Raw genomic sequence first — 18,971 nt, 5'->3', positions numbered from 1 at the left:
TTTACTAGGCTCTGTCGTTGTATAGAGCTTGAATTTGGCCTGGCTTTTCTGGCCTAATTATGAATAATCTATCCGAATAGCTTTTACTTCCTTATTATTGGCCCCAGCGCATGGCGATTGCTCCCCATGTAAGACCGCCGCCAAAACCAACCATGACAACTAAATCCCCATCCTTAATTTTTCCTGCTTCAAGTTCTTCCGCTAGGGATATAGGGATGGAAGCTGCTGATGTATTTCCATATTTATGGACGGTTTTTGACATTTTTTCAACCGGCAGTTCAAGTCTTTGGCGGGCTGCTTCCATTATTCTGATATTTGCCTGATGAGGAATCAGGAAATCAACATCCTCTTTAGACAGCCCAGCTTTTTCAAGGACATTGATGCTGCTTTCTCCCATTTGCCGAACGGCGAATTTAAATACTTCCCTGCCATTCATGACGATATACTCTTCTTGATAAAGATGCTTGCCACCTGAACCGTCGGATCCCAGCTCGAAGGAAAGAACTCCTTTGCCATCTCCTACAGGGCCCATTACTACTGCGCCTGCTCCATCACCAAATAGCACAGCGGTATTCCGGTCCTGCCAGTCGGTGATTTTAGAAAGTTTTTCCACGCCTACTATTAAAACATATTTATAAGTACCTGCTTCAATAAATTGTTTCCCTGTGACCATCCCATACATGAAACCCGCACATGCAGCACTTAAATCCATTGCCGCCGCTTTCTTCGCTCCCAGTTGGTCCTGGAGCATACAAGAAACGGTTGGGAACGGCTGGTCAGGAGTGACTGTAGCTACAAGGATCAAATCAATATCCTCTGCCGAAATCCCTGCTTTATCAATTGCTTCTTTAGCGGCACGATAAGCCATATCGGACGTATCCATATCATCTCCGGCAATCCTTCTTGCTTCAATCCCTGTTCTTGAACGAATCCACTCATCTGAAGTATCCATTCTTTTTTCCAGATCAAGGTTTGTCACAATATTATCCGGTAAGTACCGTCCAACCCCTATTATCCCTGCATTCATGGGATCCATCTCCTTTTTAACCTGATTTATTTCTATTATCTCTCAAGTATTATTATCAATTATTATGACTTGGTACTAATTTTATCAGAAAAGGCTCTTATCCTGCAACTGTAAATTAAGAATTCCGCATATGACCTAGTCCATGTAACCATTTACTTCATAAACTAACACTGAGTATTAAATAGAAAGGGGCGAATACAATGGGGGATGAACGAACCCGGGATGCCTTCGATTTTATGTTGGGAGAAAATGGCAAAAACCTGCGGGATCAATCGGTTGATGCTGAGAATGAACCAGATAGTGATTTCCGTCATTTCATGTTTGGGAATTCAACGGGGGAAGAAACGAAAGCGAGAGATAGCCAATCAACTGAAAGCGGCCTGCTCAGCCAGATTGATTTAGGTGAAGTTCTATATCATGTCGACACACTGATTACGTCTGCAAAAGAATTGAAGCCTCTTTTTGGTAAAGTACGTCCCTTTTTTGATCACCTCATAGACAAAAATAAAAGCTGAGGCAATGAGCCTCAGCTATTTTCCATAGAAATTATTCTTTTGCTGCATCGGCTTTCCCAAGCTCATATGCTTCATTCATCACTTTAGTGAACAGTGTGAAAAAAGGCTGCAGGTTATCCATTGTCATCTCAATACCAGCGGCTTCAAGCTGCTGCTGAGCTTCAGGCAGATATTTCATAGCAATTTGCATAAATTCCATTGTTTTGTCGTTATTTTGCATGATTATTGTCTCCTCTAGTCAAAATTATTGGTTAGGTAATTTGCCTGTTTCTTTATACTCATTGATCATCCCATTCAATTTCTTGCGATAAGCAGGATCAACGTTAGGGCTGAACTTTCCAAGTGAGATGACACCATCCTGAAAATCGAAGGTTAGATTGCCGGATTTAAGCTCTCCCTTATTGAACTTCTCTGCCGTCAATTCATACAAATCATCTACATGCTGGACCGTACTTGTCAAAACGGTTGACTCCCCAAAATCGGATTGGTCAGATATGTATCCTATTACATATAAACCCTTTTCCTTCACTTTTTCAATCACTGGCACATTAAAGCCATCACCAGCAGGGTAAATAACATCAGAACCCTTAGCCAATACATCGTCCAGGACATCTAGAGCTTTTTTTTGGTCATCCCAGTGCCCTACAAAACGGATATCAACTTTCATATTTCCGTTTTCAAAAATCGCCCCATCATAAAATCCTTCCACTTCAGGCTGCCATTCATACGCGGCAACAATCCCCACTTTTCCTGTTTCAGACATATGACTCGCAACCATTCCTCCAAAGAAACCCATGGCATAAGCGTCAAAATTAAGGCTGGTCGTATTTTCATTTCTGGCATCTCCATTGAAGCTGATGAAATGGATTTCAGGATATTTCCCAGAAATTTTATTAAAATAGGCAGCGAATTCATTTCCATGCCCATAGATGAGATTGACACCTTGCCTGTCAAACTCCTTAACAGCCTCTTCGACAATCTCAGGAGAATTCATGCCTTCTTTGAAGAAGACATCAACCCCCAGGCTGGTTTGGATTTGCAGCAGCCCTCTGTATCCCTTCGTTCCCCACACCTGATCATTAATAGTTTCAGGCACTAACAGGCCAACCTTCTCTACCTTCCCTGTTGCAAGAGGTTGTCCGCATCCTCCGAGCAAAAGCAGGCTTAACAATATGAGCCCGAAACGTTTCAGCATCCGATGCATCTCCTTTTTGCGGCACAGTGTAAACCTATAACAATACAGCACCAGCCAAATTAAAATGGAACCGATAAAAGAATCTTTTACCATTTTACTCCGAGGAGTATAGCTATGAAAAGTGATTTATTAAAATCACTTATCCCTTGCTTTCCATGATCCTGAAATATTGCTCCTTCTGCTTTTTTAATCCCATGCTGATTTTCTCATTATTTTTCAAAATCTTCACTTTGATCAACTCATTGATTTCTGGAGTTCTATCAGCTTTTCTCAGTAAAAGCTCTGTTTGCTTCCCAAGCAATTCATTTGCACAACTGCGCCAAAGATTCGTTTTTCCGCTTGCAAAAAAATATTTGCCGTCCTTGCCTGACTCAGCTAACTCCATAATAGTTTCAACAGCATCTTCAATGTAAAGTGCGTCATGTATCCATTCCCACTTCGCTATCACTGGAATGCTGCTTTCTCCTTCTAAATAATTTAGGGATTGCTGAAAAAAGTATTCTTCAGGCTGCCAGGGTCCATATATTGTCGGCAAGTAAATTTCGAGGATTGAAATATTCACTTTTTCAATAAATCTCAACAATTCCAACTGGGAATCCGTTAATTTTTCATGTTTCAATGCTAAGTGTGCAGGCAGGATAAGAATGAGGGTCTGATTGGAATAGTCCATATTTTCAAGTTTGGTTATAATGCCATTCAAGTATTGTTCAATCATCCAATCTTGATTAAATTGCTCATATAATGAAATGATCATATGTTCATTTGTCCGTGTAGCTTGCCATTCTTTAAAACTGATTTCTGAAAAGTTGGCATTCCTGCCTATTTCCATTCTCTTTTCTTCGGTAAAATACTTATCATGTTTGCTTGCTATATGGACTCCTGCTATTTCTACCCCATCATTCAGCATATATTTGCACAGGCTGTAGCCGATAAAATCATACACACCAAGAATAGCTGCTCTTTCCATTTTGATTCCTCCTTGCAATACTCTTTTGTATCCTATGAATCTCATTTGAAAAATATTTGCAGGGAATTATAGGACTTGCTCATGTTTTGTGAAAAACTGGACTGTCTGGCTGCCAACTTGAAGTTTTTTTTCTGGGAGTACATAACTGATGGACACTGGCAGTCTTTCTTTCTCCCATTTATCTGATAAATTTTTGAGGATTTTTGATTGCTTATATGCTCTGTTTCCAGATAAAACATGGATGATTTTCACTGGCACGCCAGGCTTAAGTTTTGACGCCACTTCTTCGTCTTTCAGCTTCTCCATCAGTTGAAATATGTCCATTTCGTATGCTTTTTCCAGTTCAGCAATCAGCTTTTTGTAAAAGAACTTATTCTCTTTTTCCTGTTCCAAATGAACAGTTAAAGAGAAAACTGGATTTATCAAAACTAGTGACCTGATCTTCATATCAGACTGAGAGAACAGTTTCAAAGCAACAAGGGCACCCATTCCCTCCGCCACAACGTGGAAAGAGTTGTTGAGAATCTCATTACGAATGATATGGCAGCATAGGCTCATTGCCAAATCCACAGCTTTTTCGCTGCCCCAGTGCCTGCCATATAAATTCGAATAAAACACGGTATATCCCTCACGTTTCCACATGTTCAACAGTGAACGTTTGCCTTCATTCTGCGTCCAGAAACTGCCTTTATTGTTCACAAAATGCCTTTCATCTCCCACTACCAGGATACCGAAACCGTTTGGCTTTTCAGGATAATGAATCATGCTCCACTCGGTATCCAGTTTAAAGTTCCGGCTCTCCATACTACCCACTCCTTCCTACAGATTATTCATAATACAGTATGATATTTAATAAGAATTGAACGGGAGTTTGCCCATTTTTCCATCTTTTTCATCCTGTTGCGTGAAGAGGTGATCAAAATGGTGAATTTAATTTGTGAAAACGCTTTTTAATTTTATTAAAATTGATTTATAATTGAAATGGCTTATGGTAAGATGAGAAAAGATTTAAAAATGTAAGAGGTGAAAAATTTGCGATATTTTTGGACTTTTTTCTGGACATTCCTTTTAGTTCAAATGTTGAACTATGTAGTCGGTTCTATGAGTGGTGTACCATTTGACTTTACTGCTGGCACTATCCTTGCCGTTATTGTAACGATCGTCATTTTTATTCTTCCTGCCATTCTTCCAAATGAACCTGAAGAAAAGCATGGTCTACACTAAGTTTACTACATAAAAAAGTCATCCACATAGGGATGACTTTTTTTATTTTCTCTTTGCTTATATTAATTCTAAATCCAGCCACTCATTTAATTGACCTGGAGCTGTATTTCATCATTTTCCACGGTTATTTCCACGAAGCTTTTTTCTTTGATCCTTCCAGCAATAATTTCTTTTGCAAGCTTTGTTTCGACACCTCTTTGGATGAAGCGTTTCAGTGGGCGTGCTCCATAGACAGGATCAAATCCGTTTGCTGCCAGATATTCTTTTGCCTCATCACTGATGGTAAGATGGACTTGCTGGTCAGCCAGCCTCTCCTGCAATGTGATAATCAGCTTTTCAACGATTAATTTAATTTCTTTTAATGACAGAGGTTTAAATAATATGATCTCATCCACACGATTTAAAAATTCTGGACGGAAATGACTCCGTAATTGGTTCATGACCCGCTCTCGTGTTTCTGAAGTAATCTCCTCCTGCCCCTCGTGACGCTCCAAAAGAAAATGAGAACCAATATTCGAAGTCATAATAATAACTGTATTTTTGAAATCTACTGTTCTTCCCTGTGAATCCGTGATGCGGCCATCATCAAGCATTTGTAGCAGGATATTGAAGACTTCAGGATGTGCTTTTTCTATTTCGTCAAGCAGGATGACAGAATAAGGATTCCTTCTTACAGCTTCTGTAAGCTGGCCGCCTTCTTCATAACCTACATATCCGGGTGGCGCACCGATCAATCGGGATACTGCATGCTTTTCCATATACTCTGACATATCAATGCGGATAATATGTTCCTCACTGTCAAATAAAGACTGGGCAAGCGTTTTGGCTAGCTCTGTTTTTCCGACGCCTGTAGGTCCTAGGAAAATGAACGAACCAATCGGCCTGTTTGGATCCTTGATTCCAGCTCTTGCCCTTAGAACGGCATCTGATACAAGTGATACAGCTTCCTCCTGTCCAACCACACGCTGATGAAGGACGCTTTCGAGCTTAAGCAGCTTCTCCCTCTCGCCTTCGACCAGCTTCATGACCGGAATGCCAGTCCAGCGAGCAACGATGGACGCTATCTCTTCCTCTGTCACTTCTTCTCTAAGGAGTCTTTCTCCAGCATTTGCACTTACTTCCGTTTCAAGCTCCTTCAGTTCTTTTTCAAGAGAAGGAATGCTTCCATGCCTTAATTCAGCAGCCTTGTTTAAGTCATAATCGTTTTCTGCTTTTTCCAGTTCACGGCGAAGCTTTTCCAAAAGTTCGCGTTTTTCTTGAACCCTCTGGATTCCTTCCTTTTCCATCAGCCATCTTGCCTTCATTTCATTTGCTTTTTCGCGAAGGTTGGCCAGTTCTGCCTGAAGTCCTTCAAGCCGATCACGGCTGGCATCATCCTTTTCCTTTGTAAGGGCCGCTTCTTCTATTTCAAGCTGCATGACTCTCCTTGTCACTTCATCAAGCTCAGTGGGCATTGAGTCAATCTCAGTCCGGATCATTGCACAGGCTTCATCGACGAGGTCAATGGCCTTGTCAGGCAGGAAACGGTCGGTGATATATCGATCAGACAAGGTCGCTGCCGCAACAAGTGCCCGGTCATGGATATTCACCCCATGGTGGATTTCAAATCTTTCCTTCAATCCTCTTAAAATCGAAACTGTATCCTCAACGTCTGGCTCCTGTACTAATACTTGCTGGAACCTTCGTTCAAGCGCTGGGTCCTTTTCAATATACTTCCGGTGTTCATCCAGAGTCGTAGCTCCAATACAATGGAGCTCCCCGCGGGCGAGCATCGGTTTTAACATATTTCCTGCGTCCATTGCACCTTCCGTTTTGCCGGCACCGACAATCGTATGAAGTTCATCAATAAACAGAAGGATTTTCCCTTCGCTTTTTTTCACTTCATTCAATACAGCCTTTAACCGCTCCTCAAACTCACCGCGGAATTTGGCACCGGCAATCAAGGCACTCATATCAAGTGCAAATATTGTCTTATCCTTTAGACCTTCAGGAACATCCTTCCGAACGATTCTCTGTGCAAGACCTTCTACAATTGCTGTCTTACCTACACCGGGCTCGCCGATCAAAACCGGGTTGTTCTTCGTCTTTCTTGAGAGAATGCGGATGACATTGCGAATCTCCCCATCACGGCCGATTACAGGATCGACCTTCCCAATTCTGACTTCTTCTACAAGATCACGACCATATTTCTTTAATACTTCATAGGTAGCCTCTGGATTTTGTGAAGTCACTCTCTGGTTCCCCCTAACCTCTTGAATTCTCGGTAATAAATTTGCTCTTGATAATCCTAGCTTTCTGAGGACAGAACCTGCTTCTGAGGAAGCAGTATCGATAGCAGCAAGCAGAACATGCTCTACTGATAAAAATTCATCATCTAACAGTGCCATTTCCTTTTCGGCTTGAGCCAAAACCTTTTGAAGTGCTGCCGTAATATATAATTTCCCCTGTTCCACACCACTGCCGGATACCTGGGGCTTTTTATCCAATGCTATCTTTAAATCATTGTTAAGCTTTCCCATTTCAATGCCCATACCAGAAAGCAATGTTGCACCTAAATTGTTTTCCTGTCCAAGCAAGGATAGAAATACATGCAGATCATCAACTTCCTGATGGTTATGTTGTACAGCCAGGGTTTGGGCCGATATAAATGCATTTTGTAAGCTTTCTGTCATTTTGTTTAAATCCAACACAACCACTCCTTTGACCATTTTTGACCTTTAATTATATTATAATAAAAATTCCCAATAAGTAAAGCCATCCGTATTGGATGGCTTTACGATAATCATTTCACTTTTGATGCCTCAAGGTTTTCTCTGGTAAGTCCAGAGGCGGTTGTGGTTTGAGGTTTCTGGAAAACGATCTCCTGCACTGAGCTTAAGCTTCTGGGGATTATTCACATTGCTTCCTGTCTCGCCGATTTCAATATAAACTCCATTATTTGGCGCCTTTTGTCCAGGGCGAAATTGACGATTCTGTCCCATTTTGCCTTCCTCCTTTAAAATAAGTATTCCGGCTATTTTATTATCTGCTTATTACCATAAAGTATTTATAAAAACATCTGGAAGGCCTTTATCCTTTAATTAACATGAAATATACGTTACATTAGTTTGTATTGAATTATTAAAGAGAAGGCTCTGTTACACACGGCTGTTAATTTTCGTTCCAGGCGCTTCGCCTTCCACTACAATCAACAGGTTTTAAAAACAACAGTGAGCGTTAACAGAGCCAAAGAGAAAATAAATATTTTGGAGGAGCTTTATTTGGTATGGAAAATCTTTTTGACTTAATTAAATACATATTTCTGGGCCTGTTCCAGGGCATCACGGAACCTATTCCTGTTTCCTCCAGCGGACACCTCGAGATTGCTGAACATTTCTTTGGTCTTGAAATTCAAGGGATGAGCTTTGCGCTTCTGGCCAATACAGCGTCATTACTTGCCGTTTTGCTAATTTATAAAGATGACATCAAGCGTTTAATTGTTAACGGATTAGCATACCTTAAAAGCAAAGACCCGGAAGCAAAATCAGATTTTATGTTCATCATTTATTTGATCGTCGGCACCATTCCAGCAGGAGTAATTGGTATCCTATTCGGAGATTTTATCGAAGATAACCTGGCATCGATCAAGACAGTAGGCATTACTCTTTTAGTGACTGGACTTGCTTTATGGATAATCCGGAACATGCGGGGCCGTAAAAGTGATGGTGAACTGAGCTACCGTGATGCTATCATTGTCGGACTTGCTCAGGCAGTCGCACTAATTCCAGGCATAAGCCGGTCGGGTGCAACAATCGTAGCAGCTATGGGCCTTGGCATGAAACAGGAAACAGCATTAAGGTATTCCTTCCTGCTTTATATACCTGTCAGTGTCGGTGGAATGATTCTTGGATTTTCGGATATTGTGAAAGATCCTTATTTGAAAGAATTGGCGCTTCCATATGTGCTCGCATTTTTTGCATCTTTAATCGCATCATATTTTTCATTAAAATGGTTCATGAATATTATGGCTCGAGGAAACCTGAAATATTTTGCTATTTACTGTTTCATAGTTGGGGCGCTTGTTATTTTCTTTTCATAATTCACGCTAAAAACCGGCTGCTATGCTGCAGCCGGTTCAGACTGAAGACAAACTCGATTAAAGCGAGCTTGTCTTCAGTTTTTTCATCTTGTGTGGGAAGTATAACAGGTCTGTTGATTTCCGTTCCAGGCGCTTCGCTTTCCGCGGGGTTGGCGCTGAGCTTCCTCGTCACTTCGCTCCTGCGGGGTCTCACCTGTCCAGCTTGAGCCCGCAGGACATTGATTTGCTTCATCGAACCTGCCCACGCACGATGGAAATGTGTTAGCATTTTCGGAGGAGTCTACGCGCCTTCCACTACAATCAACAAGTTTTCAATAACTAATCTGTGAACTGTATCTTTTTCGACAAGCAAAACCGGCTGCTACTGCAGCCGGTTCTTTTTAGCCTAATCTATAATCATTTGATTGGTTAATCACGAGTTAATCCTTTAGAATTTCCACAAGCAGCGCCTTTTGGGCATGCAGTCGATTTCCTGCCTGGTCGAATACGACAGAATGAGGACCATCAATCACTTCTGCACTTACTTCTTCTCCGCGGTGCGCGGGCAGACAATGCATAAAGAGGTAATCCTTTTTTGCCAAATCAAGCAAATCCTCATTTACCTGATAATCGTGAAAAGCTTTAAGCCTTTGTTCATTTTCAGCTTCCTGCCCCATACTGGTCCATACATCTGTGTAGATGATATCAGCATCCTTTACAGCTTCTGTTGGCGAATCGGTTATAACCAGCTTCGCACCACTGATTTCTGCAAACTTTTCACACTTTGCCGTTACAGCAGAGTCGGGAAAATACTCTTTCGGTGCAGCAATGGATACATCCATGCCGACTTTTGTACAGGCAATCATCAATGAATGAGCCATATTGTTGCCATCACCGATATAAGCGAGCTTCAGTCCTGCCAGCTTCCCCTTCTTTTCATAAACAGTCAGTAAATCGGCGAGCGCCTGGCATGGATGATAAAGATCGGTCAATCCGTTAATGACAGGGATTGCGGCATGTTCGGCAAGCTCCTCTACAGAACTATGCGAAAAAGTTCTGATCATAATGCCATCGAGATATTGAGAAAGCACCTGTGCAGTATCAGCGATCGTTTCTCCACGACCAAGCTGCAGGTCATTTCCATTAAGGTAAAGCGCACTGCCGCCAAGCTGGATCATACCTACTTCAAATGACACTCTTGTTCGTGTGGATGATTTATCGAAAATCATTCCTAGAATTTTGCCTTTCAATGGGTGGTCAAATTGTTTTTTCAATGTCTTTTCTTTAAGTTCAACCGCTTTTTCAATCAAGCCAATGATTTCCTCTGAAGCCAAGTCTGCCAATGTCAATAAATCTTTTCCTTTTAAATCAACGTCTAGCTGCTGAATTGTGGTCATTTTGCGATCACTTCCTCACTGGTTTCTATATGCCATGCACCCAAAGACTTTACCTCCCAGCTCTCAATTGAGGAGCTATTTAAAAGTGCCTTCAATGTCTCTTTTTGTGTCAGCACGATTTTTCTGTTTTTGATTGCCCATTCCCTTAATGCTGTATCTCCAGCTGATTCCCCTGGACAAAATAACGCAACGATTTTTTGGTGATCAGCACATTGATCATACTCCACCATTTCCAAAGCAGGTGAATCGAATTGATTGCTTACTTCCACTAAATCACACTTATCTGCAAATGCGATTGCTCCTTTGAGAGGTTTTCCATTAATGGAATGGAAACTTTTGCTCAATGCCTCCTCCGTTGATGAGGCGATACTGATTCCTTCCCCAGTGGAAATCATCTGTGGACCTGTCTTGGAATCCAGTCCCTTCAAAGCAAAGTTTGAAAAAACAGGATGTTTTACACAACTAAACTGAGCATCAGAATCAAGCAGCAATTCGTCTTTCGACAAAAAGTATTTCCCGAGCAATATTTTTGTCGCTTTTTTCACTAATTCCACTCCGGCTATCTTGCTTACTATTGGCATCGTCCTGCTGGAACGCGGATTGATTTCAAGCAGAAATACTTCATTTCCATTCACAATAAATTGGATGTTCATTAATCCTTTATAGTTAATTTCTGTCACGATTTTCTTTGCGTATTCTGCCATCAGCTGTTTTGTTTCAGCTGAAAAGCTCCGGGCAGGGATCATACAGAAGCTATCACCTGAGTGCACACCCGTTTTTTCAATATGTTCGATAATTGCTGGAATAAGAACATGTTCTCCATCTGAAGCAAGATCAAGCTCCGCCTCTTTTGCTTCAAGATATTGGTCTACTAGGATTGGATACTGAATTTTCCCTGCCTCAATGGCATTGCATAGCTCTTGACGATTACCGATCACCACCATGTTCAGTCCGCCGATTACATAAGAAGGACGAATCAATACAGGGTAACCCAATTGTTCAACAGCACTCAGAAGCTCAGTTTTATTCGCTGCTGTTTCTCCTTTAACTCTTGGGATATCCAACTGATCAAGCAGCTGATAAAATTGGTTCCGGTCTTCAAATAAGTCAATTGTTTTAGAACTCGTTCCCAGCAGATGGACACCTGCTTCTTCAAGCCCCTTTGCCAGGTTCAAAGCTGTTTGTCCGCCGAGCTGGACGATCACTTCTTGGATTCCCTCATTCTCGATGACATTTAAAATATCTTCAATCATCAATGGTTCAAAGTACAATCTGTCTGAGATTGCAAAGTCTGTACTTACAGTTTCCGGATTATTGTTTATCATAATTGTTTCTACATCTTCTTCGTTTAAGGCAAATACCCCATGTACGGAGCAATAGTCAAATTCAATTCCCTGTCCGATGCTGATTGGCCCGCTGCCAATGACTAACACCTTGCGTCTGCTGCTTGCGGCAGGTGCTTCATTTTCTCCAAAATAACTGGAATAGAAATAATTTGAAGAAGATTCAAATTCAGCGGCACATGTATCGACCATTTTATATACTGGTGTTACACCATGACTTTTTCTTAGTAATCTAATCTTTTCCTCAGTAACCTTCCATTCTTTGGCTAAAAATTCATCGCTGAATCCTTTTTCTTTAATGTGTCTCAACTCAGAGGCTGTAACCTGTTCGCTGCTTAGTCCTTCAATCATCTTTTCCATATCAATCATCGCCTTGAATTTAGCGAGGAAAAATAGATCAATATTTGTTTTTTGGTGCAGCAAATGAATGTCCTCGTCACGTCGAAGCAATTCAAGAAGCGCAAAAATCCGCTGGTCGGTCTGTTTTGCTGCCAAATCAAAGAGCTGCCCAACTGTATATTGTGAGATGGCAGGAAGCTTAAGATCCAGCGTTTTGATATTCAGTGATTTGACTGCTTTAATAAAGGCACGCTCAAAACTTCGATCAATAGCCATCGCTTCTCCAGTTGCCTTCATCTGTGTGCCCAATGTCCTGTCGATTTGGGGAAATTGTTCAAACGGCCATTTCGGTATTTTTACGACAACATAGTCCAAGGCTGGTTCATAGCTTGCATAAGTATTACCGGTGACAGGATTCATGATTTCCGCCAGGTTATAGCCAACAGCTAATTTCGCTGCCATTCTGGCAATTGGGTAGCCTGTCGCTTTTGAAGCGAGTGCTGAAGACCTGCTTACCCTTGGGTTCACTTCAATCAAATAATAATTCTTGCTTTCAGGATCAAGTGCAAACTGGATGTTGCAGCCGCCAATGATCCCTAAGGCAGATATAATTTTAACAGCTGATGTTCTCAGCATCTGATATTCCCTGTCTGTCAGTGTTTGGGAAGGAGCAACAACGATTGAATCACCAGTATGGATGCCCACTGGATCAATATTTTCCATATTGCAAATCGCAATACATGTGCCAGCAGCATCCCGCATCATTTCATACTCGACTTCTTTAAAACCTGCAATGCTCCGTTCAATCAGGCATTGAGTAATCGGGCTTTCATTCAGCCCGCCGGTGACAAGTGATATTAATTCGGCCATTGAGGATGCGATTCCTCCTCCGGTGCCTCCGAGCGTATATGCAGGGCGGACAATTAACGGAAAGCCGATTTTCTCTGCAAATATGATAGCTTCCTCAACCTGCTGAACAACCTCACTTTCAGGAACTGGCTCATTCAGTTCATGCATCAAACTGCGAAAAGCCTCTCGATCTTCTCCCTGCTTGATGCTCGCAACTGAAGTTCCAAGCACTTTTACCTTGTATTTTCCAAGAATTCCTTGCTCACTCAACTTGAACACCAAATTCAAGCCTGCCTGACCCCCTAGTGTTCCTAGGATACCATCAGGCTTTTCTAGTGCTATAACCTTTTCTACACCTTCCACTGTCATTGGCTCAAAGTAAACAGCATCTGCAAAGACATGGTCGGTCATAACTGTGGCAGGATTGTTGTTGACAAGAATAACCCTGTATCCTTCCTCCTTAAGTGCTATGCAGGCCTGTGTTCCTGCATAGTCGAACTCGGCGGCCTGGCCTATGATAATCGGACCAGAACCAATTACTAAAACTGATTTAATACTAGTATCTTTAGGCATAGCTGACTTCTCTCTTCTTTTTGTATTTGACTGTTTGGATGAATTCTTCAAAAATAAATGTACTGTCCTCTGGTCCAGGACTTGCTTCAGGATGGAACTGCACGGTCAGTAGAGACAGTTTTTCATGGTAAAGTCCCTCGATTGATTGATCATTTTTATTGTAAAAACGTACCTTCAACCCTGTTTTGGCAATACTGTGCTGATCAACAGCATAGCTATGGTTCTGTGATGACATGAATACCTTGTCTGCTGTCACATCATAAACAGGCTGGTTTGCTCCGCGATGCCCAAATAACATCTTCTTTGTATCCCCACCAAGCGCAAGCGCTGCCAGCTGATGACCAAGGCAGATCCCTAAGGTTGGATAATACTCAATCACTTTTTTTATTTCTGGCAGCTTGCCAGCTAATTCTTTCGGGTCTCCAGGCCCATTTGATAATAGAACGCCATCGGGCTGGAGGGCCGCAATTTGTTTAAAGGTGTAGTGATATGGAACAATTGTTACAAGACAATTTTGCTTTACTAAGTATTCAGCGATCGATTTCTTAAAACCATAATCAATCAAAACAATGTGCGTATCACCCGAGCCAATTGTTTTAGGTTTAATGGATGATACTTCCTTTACTTTCAGGCCTGCAATCATGTCACAGCTTAAATCAACTGCAGGCTTATTTGATAGAACCGCTGGCATTGTGCCATTCTGACGGATGCTTTTTACAAGTTCTCTTGTATCAACATGTTCAAGTACCGGTACTTCCCATTTCTTTAAATATTCCAAGAATGAATGCTTAGCTTCATAATGGTAGGCGGAGCTTGCCGCTTCATATACAACGACACCAGCTGCATGCGGTCTCTTGCTCTCAAAGTCCTCATCATTTATCCCATAGTTGCCGATAAGCGGGTACGTAAAAACAATGATTTGATTTTTATATGAAGGATCTGTCAAAACCTCCTGGTACCCGGTCATCCCGGTAAAAAACACAATCTCTCCTGCAATCCCTTCTTCAGCCAGCTCTCCGTGCAAGTGACCCTGAAATGTCTTGCCGTCAGCCAGTTGCAGATATCCTTTCATCTGACACCTCTCCAGTTGAATAATTATTTATTTAATTTCATTTTTATACATTTATTTTTTAAAAAATATACAGCCTTTACGCTGTAATGCAATGTATGTTTATAGTTTCTTCTATTATATGAACAGCCCTTTCAATCTCTTCCTGACTTACATTAAGCGGTGGAAGCAAACGGATCACTTTCTCTCCAGCTGGCAGCGCAATCAGTCCCGATTTTCTTAAAGCAGCCAGGATTGGCTGAACCTCTGCTGACATTTCAATTCCTGCCATCAGTCCAAGGCCCCTGATTTCATTTACACTCTCCAAATGGCCAAGTCTTTTATCGAGCAATTCAAATAATAACTCCCCTTTGGCCGCTGCTCCTAGTAAAAATTCATCGTTAAAAATGATTTCCATCGTCGCAGATGCTGCAGCCGAGCTTACAGGGTTTCCTCCAAATGTTGAACCGTGACTCCCTGGACCGAAGAATTCCTTCAGCTCAGCTTTTCCAACGGCAGCTCCAATTGGGAGTCCACTTCCAAGGCCTTTGGCAACAGTGATAATATCTGGTTTAATCCCAAAATGCTGAAACGCAAATGGCTTCCCTGTTCGCCCGATTCCTGTCTGGATTTCATCAATGATCAGCAAAGCACCATTTTGCATACATGCTTTTTCTATTTCTTTAAGGAACTCGGGCTCAGCGACGTGAATTCCGCCTTCTCCCTGGATAATTTCAATCATGACCGCTGCTGTGTCCTGCCCAATTTCGTTTTGGAAAGCTTCAAGATCATTGAATTGAAGGTGCACAAATGTTTCGAGCATGCTGCCGAATCCCTGTTTGATTTTTTCCTGGCCAGTTGCAGCCATCCCTGCGAATGTCCTGCCGTGAAATGATTGCAGGAAGGAAATAATTTTCGTTCGCCCTGTAGCCTTTCTCGCTAGTTTAATTGCTGCTTCATTCGCTTCAGCGCCACTGTTAGCAAAGAATACACAATCCAATCCCGCAGCTTCTGCCAGTTTTTCCGCTGCTACTTCTTGTATGCTTTGAGGGAAGAGATTAGAAACATGCCAAAATGATTCCAGCTGTTTTTTTACTGCAGTCTCTACAGACTCAGGTCGATGCCCTAAATTGCATACACCGATACCTGAAGTGAAATCAAGGTATTCACACCCATCCTTTCCATAGATCCAAGCACCTGATGCTCTTTCAGGCTCGATTTCCCATCTCTGATAAGTCGGGAATAAATAGCTCATTTTAAAACCCTCTCTTTTGCGGCAATCGATGTCCCGTGCCAGCTGCTATTTTTATAAAATTGCTTTTTGCCAGAAATGATCATTACTTTTTCTACCCCGGCAGCCATTGCAGATAAGGCTGACATCACCTTAGGCACCATCCCGCCATAAATTTGGCCATCAGCAATATAGTCTTCTACTTCTTGTTCAGTCACGTCACTGACAATCTCACCTTCGATAAGAATTCCTTCTACATTTGTTACAAATGCACAGCGTTCGGCCTTTAAAACCTTCGCAATGGAGGCCGCGGCATAGTCGCCATTGATGTTCAGCTTGAAGCCATCTTTGGCAGATGCGATCGGAGTGATAACCGGTATATAGCCGTTTTCAATTGTCATCATGATTAATTCATTGTTTACTTCGGAAATAGTCCCGACATAACCTAATGCGTTTTTATCAAGATAATCTCCCTGGAGGCAATCCCCATCGCTACCGTTAATGCCAAGTGCATTGAAGCCATTTTTAATCAGCATTCCACAAAGCTGCCGGTTTGTTTGACCAGATAAAACCATTTCAACGATTCCCATTGTTTTTTCACAAGTCACCCGCAAACCATCTTTGAATTGTGCTGTTATCCCAAACAAGTCCAGCATTGAGTTGATCGCTGGCCCACCGCCATGGACAATTACTGGGGAAAAGCCGTTCTCCATCAACTCTCTTAAGCTAGAAAAAAAATCATCAGTCAGCTCATCCAATACACTTCCGCCGCATTTAATGACAATTATCCTCAAAGAATTCGCCCCTTTATGTGCGATAACTTGCATTTATTTTCACATAATCATATGAAAGGTCGCAGCCCCATGCCATGCCAGTGCCGTCACCAATTTGTAGGTCAACAAAAATTTGCACTTTATCATTCATTAAGTATTCCTTCGCATCTTCCTCGTTAAAAGCAATCGGAGTGCTGAGTTTAAGCATTTTGATTGGGCCAAGAGCGATATCGACTGTTTTTGGATTTACAGCTGCCTGGCTTTGGCCAATTGCACCGATAATCCTTCCCCAATTCGCATCTGCACCATACACCGCTGTTTTGACAAGGTTTGAGCCGGCAATCTTCTTTGCGATTGTACAGGCATCTTCATTTGTCTGCGCGCCTTTTACAGATACCTCGATTAATTTCGTTGCTCCTTCCCCGTCCTTAGCAATTTGTTTTGCAAGGCTGGCGCAGCTTTCTTTTAACAGTTCAAGAAAAACTGGCCACTCTGGATGCTCAGGGCTTAACGGAGCATTCCCCGCAGCACCGTTCGCGAGCACAAGCACCATATCATTTGTTGATACATCTCCATCTACCGTTATTTGGTTAAAGGTAGTATTCGTTACTTCTTTTAATGCCAAGGTAAGATGTTCGCTCTCTATCGCTGCATCTGTTGTCAGAAAACCAAGCATTGTTGCCATGTTCGGATGAATCATTCCCGATCCCTTAGCAGCGCCGCCAATAATTACTGTCCTTCCATCAATCACAGCAGAATAACAGCATTGCTTCATGACAGTATCCGTCGTTAGAATTGCTGTTTGAAAGGCTTCTGCATCACCAGCTGACTTCCCTAAATCGAGCTTGTCAATTCCAGCTTCTATTTTTTCCATCTGTAAAAATTCACCGATGACACCGGTGGAAGCAACAGCTACATGATGTTCAGGGATACCTAGTTTTAAAGCGGCCAATGACCTCATCTTTAATGCATCCTGATATCCTTGTTCGCCTGTACATGCATTCGCACAAGCACTATTGACAACGAGCGCCTGGAGAACACCTTCCTGTGCGATGCTTTCCTGTGTTACCAGCAGAGGAGCGGCCTGAAAGTGACTCGTAGTGTATACAGCCGCACAATTACCCGGTATTTCGCTCACAATCATACCTAAATCAAGCTTGTTATAACGAAGTCCCGCATGGACACCGCCGCAGAGGAAACCTTTTGGACTAAGGATGCCGCCTTCTGTCATTTCTTTAATTAAGTTCTGGTCAGTTAATGCCTGGTACATGTTATCCTCCTTTATGGGTACAGGGGTATCAATCCAAGACCTGCCGTTTCATCAATACCAAACATAAGGTTGGCATTCTGGACAGCCTGGCCTGCAGCCCCTTTCATTAAATTATCGATGACAGAAACGATTGTCAGCCTCCCGGTCCGCCGATCCGCGTGCAGGCCTATGTCACAAAAATTCGAGCCTTTCACTTCTTTTACTGCCGGAAAAACACCAGCTTTCCTGATTCTGATAAACGGGTGTGCATGATAGGTTTGTTCATATAAATCTAGCAATCTTTCTGTATCAACTTCATTCCTTAGCTGAACATACATGGTCGCCATGATCCCTCTTGTGATAGGAATTAAGTGTGTGCTGAATGTAATCGTTACCTGCCCGCCATTCCACTTGCTAAGCTGCTGTTCAATTTCGGGAATATGCTGATGCTCGTTGACTTTATAAATTTTAAAATTTTCATTCAATTCAGCGTATAGCGTACCCATTGAGGGAGATCTTCCAGCACCCGACACACCTGATTTAGCATCGATAATGATGCTCGACGGATCAATTAATTTTTCCTCGAGAACAGGTGCAAGCCCCAGAAGCGCTGCAGTCGGATAGCAGCCAGGGTTCGCCAAAAGTCTCGCATCTTTGATCTCATCTTTATGCCATTCACTTAGACCATAAACGGCCTCAGCTAGAATCGAGTCCTTTACCGGATCATGACCATACCAGGTTTTATATGAATCTCCTTTTTTCAGTCTCATATCTCCAGATAAATCAATTATCTTAATTTTGGTATCGAAAAATGAATCAACAAGCTTCCCAGAAACCTTTGAAGGTGTTGCCAGAAATACAACATCCGCTTCCTCAGCGATTTTTTCAATATCAATTTTTGTAAGGACTTTATCAAAAATTCCTGTTAAGTGCGGATATTCTTCGGATACTGGTTTTTCATCTCTCGTCGTGTGGACAGAATGGATTGTGAAATGGGGATGATTTGCCAGGAGGCGAATCAACTCTCCTCCCCCATATCCTGTTGTACCGATGATAGCTGCTTTCACTTTTCTCCTCCTTCCAGTAATGTATAAATAACCAAAAATATTTATAAATATTAATTATGTTCTTTTTATTATAAGAATTCACTTTTCAAAACGCAACAAATTTATTAACAATATGTG

The 18,971-nt window shown here is 42.0% G+C and carries 17 protein-coding genes; 3 read left to right on the top strand and 14 right to left on the bottom strand.

All coding sequences use genetic code 11. The features are described from left to right. Positions 1 to 94: 94 nt before the first annotated feature. Positions 95 to 1,027, bottom strand: coding sequence for a beta-ketoacyl-ACP synthase III (locus AABM38_RS06795; RefSeq protein WP_423409706.1), 933 nt, complete (start codon positions 1,025 to 1,027; stop codon positions 95 to 97). Between the two features lie 200 nt (positions 1,028 to 1,227). On the opposite strand from AABM38_RS06795, the gene AABM38_RS06790 reads away from it, so the two are divergent. Then, a complete protein-coding gene (locus AABM38_RS06790) occupies positions 1,228 to 1,542 on the top strand; it encodes a hypothetical protein (protein WP_423409705.1) in 315 nt (104 codons plus the stop codon). A 31-nt stretch (positions 1,543 to 1,573) separates the two neighbouring features. Here the strand turns inward: AABM38_RS06790 and AABM38_RS06785 are convergent, their stop codons facing one another. The 4 genes from AABM38_RS06785 to AABM38_RS06770 form a co-directional block, all read right to left on the bottom strand. Continuing rightward, complete coding sequence (locus tag AABM38_RS06785) at positions 1,574 to 1,762, bottom strand: ComZ family protein (RefSeq protein WP_423409704.1); 189 nt, start codon at positions 1,760 to 1,762, stop codon at positions 1,574 to 1,576. Positions 1,763 to 1,786: 24 nt separating this feature from the next. Next, positions 1,787 to 2,737, bottom strand: a complete 951-nt coding sequence (locus AABM38_RS06780; RefSeq protein ID WP_423409703.1) for a BMP family ABC transporter substrate-binding protein — start codon at positions 2,735 to 2,737, stop codon at positions 1,787 to 1,789. A 139-nt stretch (positions 2,738 to 2,876) separates the two neighbouring features. After that, positions 2,877 to 3,704, bottom strand: a complete 828-nt coding sequence (locus tag AABM38_RS06775; RefSeq protein ID WP_423409702.1) for a hypothetical protein — start codon at positions 3,702 to 3,704, stop codon at positions 2,877 to 2,879. Between the two features lie 66 nt (positions 3,705 to 3,770). Beyond that, positions 3,771 to 4,508: a hydrolase gene (locus tag AABM38_RS06770; protein WP_423409701.1), complete on the bottom strand. Its 738-nt coding sequence runs from the start codon at positions 4,506 to 4,508 to the stop codon at positions 3,771 to 3,773. 228 nt (positions 4,509 to 4,736) lie between these two features. Between AABM38_RS06770 and AABM38_RS06765 the strand changes: the two genes are divergently transcribed. Further along, positions 4,737 to 4,928: a YjzD family protein gene (locus AABM38_RS06765; protein ID WP_335376741.1), complete on the top strand. Its 192-nt coding sequence runs from the start codon at positions 4,737 to 4,739 to the stop codon at positions 4,926 to 4,928. A gap of 86 nt (positions 4,929 to 5,014) precedes the next feature. Here AABM38_RS06765 and clpB read toward each other — a convergent pair whose 3' ends face one another. Continuing rightward, positions 5,015 to 7,615 carry an ATP-dependent chaperone ClpB gene (clpB, locus tag AABM38_RS06760; protein ID WP_423409700.1) on the bottom strand — a complete coding sequence of 867 codons (2,601 nt, stop codon included), beginning with the start codon at positions 7,613 to 7,615 and terminating at the stop codon, positions 5,015 to 5,017. Between the two features lie 114 nt (positions 7,616 to 7,729). Beyond that, positions 7,730 to 7,909, bottom strand: a complete 180-nt coding sequence (locus tag AABM38_RS06755; protein WP_251477395.1) for a YjzC family protein — start codon at positions 7,907 to 7,909, stop codon at positions 7,730 to 7,732. Between the two features lie 284 nt (positions 7,910 to 8,193). Here AABM38_RS06755 and AABM38_RS06750 point away from each other — a divergent pair, with 284 nt between their 5' ends. Then, on the top strand, positions 8,194 to 9,006 hold the full coding sequence (locus AABM38_RS06750; protein ID WP_423409699.1) for an undecaprenyl-diphosphate phosphatase: 813 nt from the start codon (positions 8,194 to 8,196) through the stop codon (positions 9,004 to 9,006). A 419-nt stretch (positions 9,007 to 9,425) separates the two neighbouring features. On the opposite strand, the gene argF is transcribed toward AABM38_RS06750, so the two are convergent. From argF to argC, 7 genes are all read right to left on the bottom strand, one after another. Beyond that, positions 9,426 to 10,382 carry an ornithine carbamoyltransferase gene (argF, locus tag AABM38_RS06745; protein WP_423409698.1) on the bottom strand — a complete coding sequence of 319 codons (957 nt, stop codon included), beginning with the start codon at positions 10,380 to 10,382 and terminating at the stop codon, positions 9,426 to 9,428. Further along, complete coding sequence (locus tag AABM38_RS06740; protein WP_423409697.1) at positions 10,379 to 13,486, bottom strand: carbamoyl phosphate synthase large subunit; 3,108 nt, start codon at positions 13,484 to 13,486, stop codon at positions 10,379 to 10,381. The genes argF and AABM38_RS06740 overlap by 4 nt, the downstream gene beginning before the upstream one ends. Then, on the bottom strand, positions 13,479 to 14,558 hold the full coding sequence (locus AABM38_RS06735; RefSeq protein WP_423409696.1) for a carbamoyl phosphate synthase small subunit: 1,080 nt from the start codon (positions 14,556 to 14,558) through the stop codon (positions 13,479 to 13,481). Before AABM38_RS06735 ends, AABM38_RS06740 begins: the two co-directional genes overlap by 8 nt. A 76-nt stretch (positions 14,559 to 14,634) precedes the next feature. Further along, positions 14,635 to 15,789 carry an acetylornithine transaminase gene (locus AABM38_RS06730; RefSeq protein ID WP_423409695.1) on the bottom strand — a complete coding sequence of 385 codons (1,155 nt, stop codon included), beginning with the start codon at positions 15,787 to 15,789 and terminating at the stop codon, positions 14,635 to 14,637. Next, positions 15,786 to 16,559 (bottom strand): acetylglutamate kinase, encoded by a 774-nt coding sequence (gene argB / locus AABM38_RS06725; protein ID WP_423409694.1) that lies wholly within the window; start codon positions 16,557 to 16,559, stop codon positions 15,786 to 15,788. Before argB ends, AABM38_RS06730 begins: the two co-directional genes overlap by 4 nt. Positions 16,560 to 16,572: 13 nt before the next feature. Next, on the bottom strand, positions 16,573 to 17,808 hold the full coding sequence (argJ, locus tag AABM38_RS06720; RefSeq protein ID WP_423409693.1) for a bifunctional ornithine acetyltransferase/N-acetylglutamate synthase: 1,236 nt from the start codon (positions 17,806 to 17,808) through the stop codon (positions 16,573 to 16,575). Between the two features lie 11 nt (positions 17,809 to 17,819). Next, positions 17,820 to 18,854: an N-acetyl-gamma-glutamyl-phosphate reductase gene (gene argC, locus AABM38_RS06715; RefSeq protein ID WP_423409692.1), complete on the bottom strand. Its 1,035-nt coding sequence runs from the start codon at positions 18,852 to 18,854 to the stop codon at positions 17,820 to 17,822. Between the last annotated feature and the right edge of the window lie 117 nt (positions 18,855 to 18,971).

It is taken from the genome of Heyndrickxia sp. MSNUG (assembly GCF_049532715.1).
In the GTDB taxonomy this organism is placed as follows: Bacteria; Bacillota; Bacilli; order Bacillales; family Cytobacillaceae; genus Mesobacillus.
The sequence above is the reverse complement of the archived record's forward strand: the minus strand, read 5'-3'. Positions and strand labels throughout refer to the sequence as shown.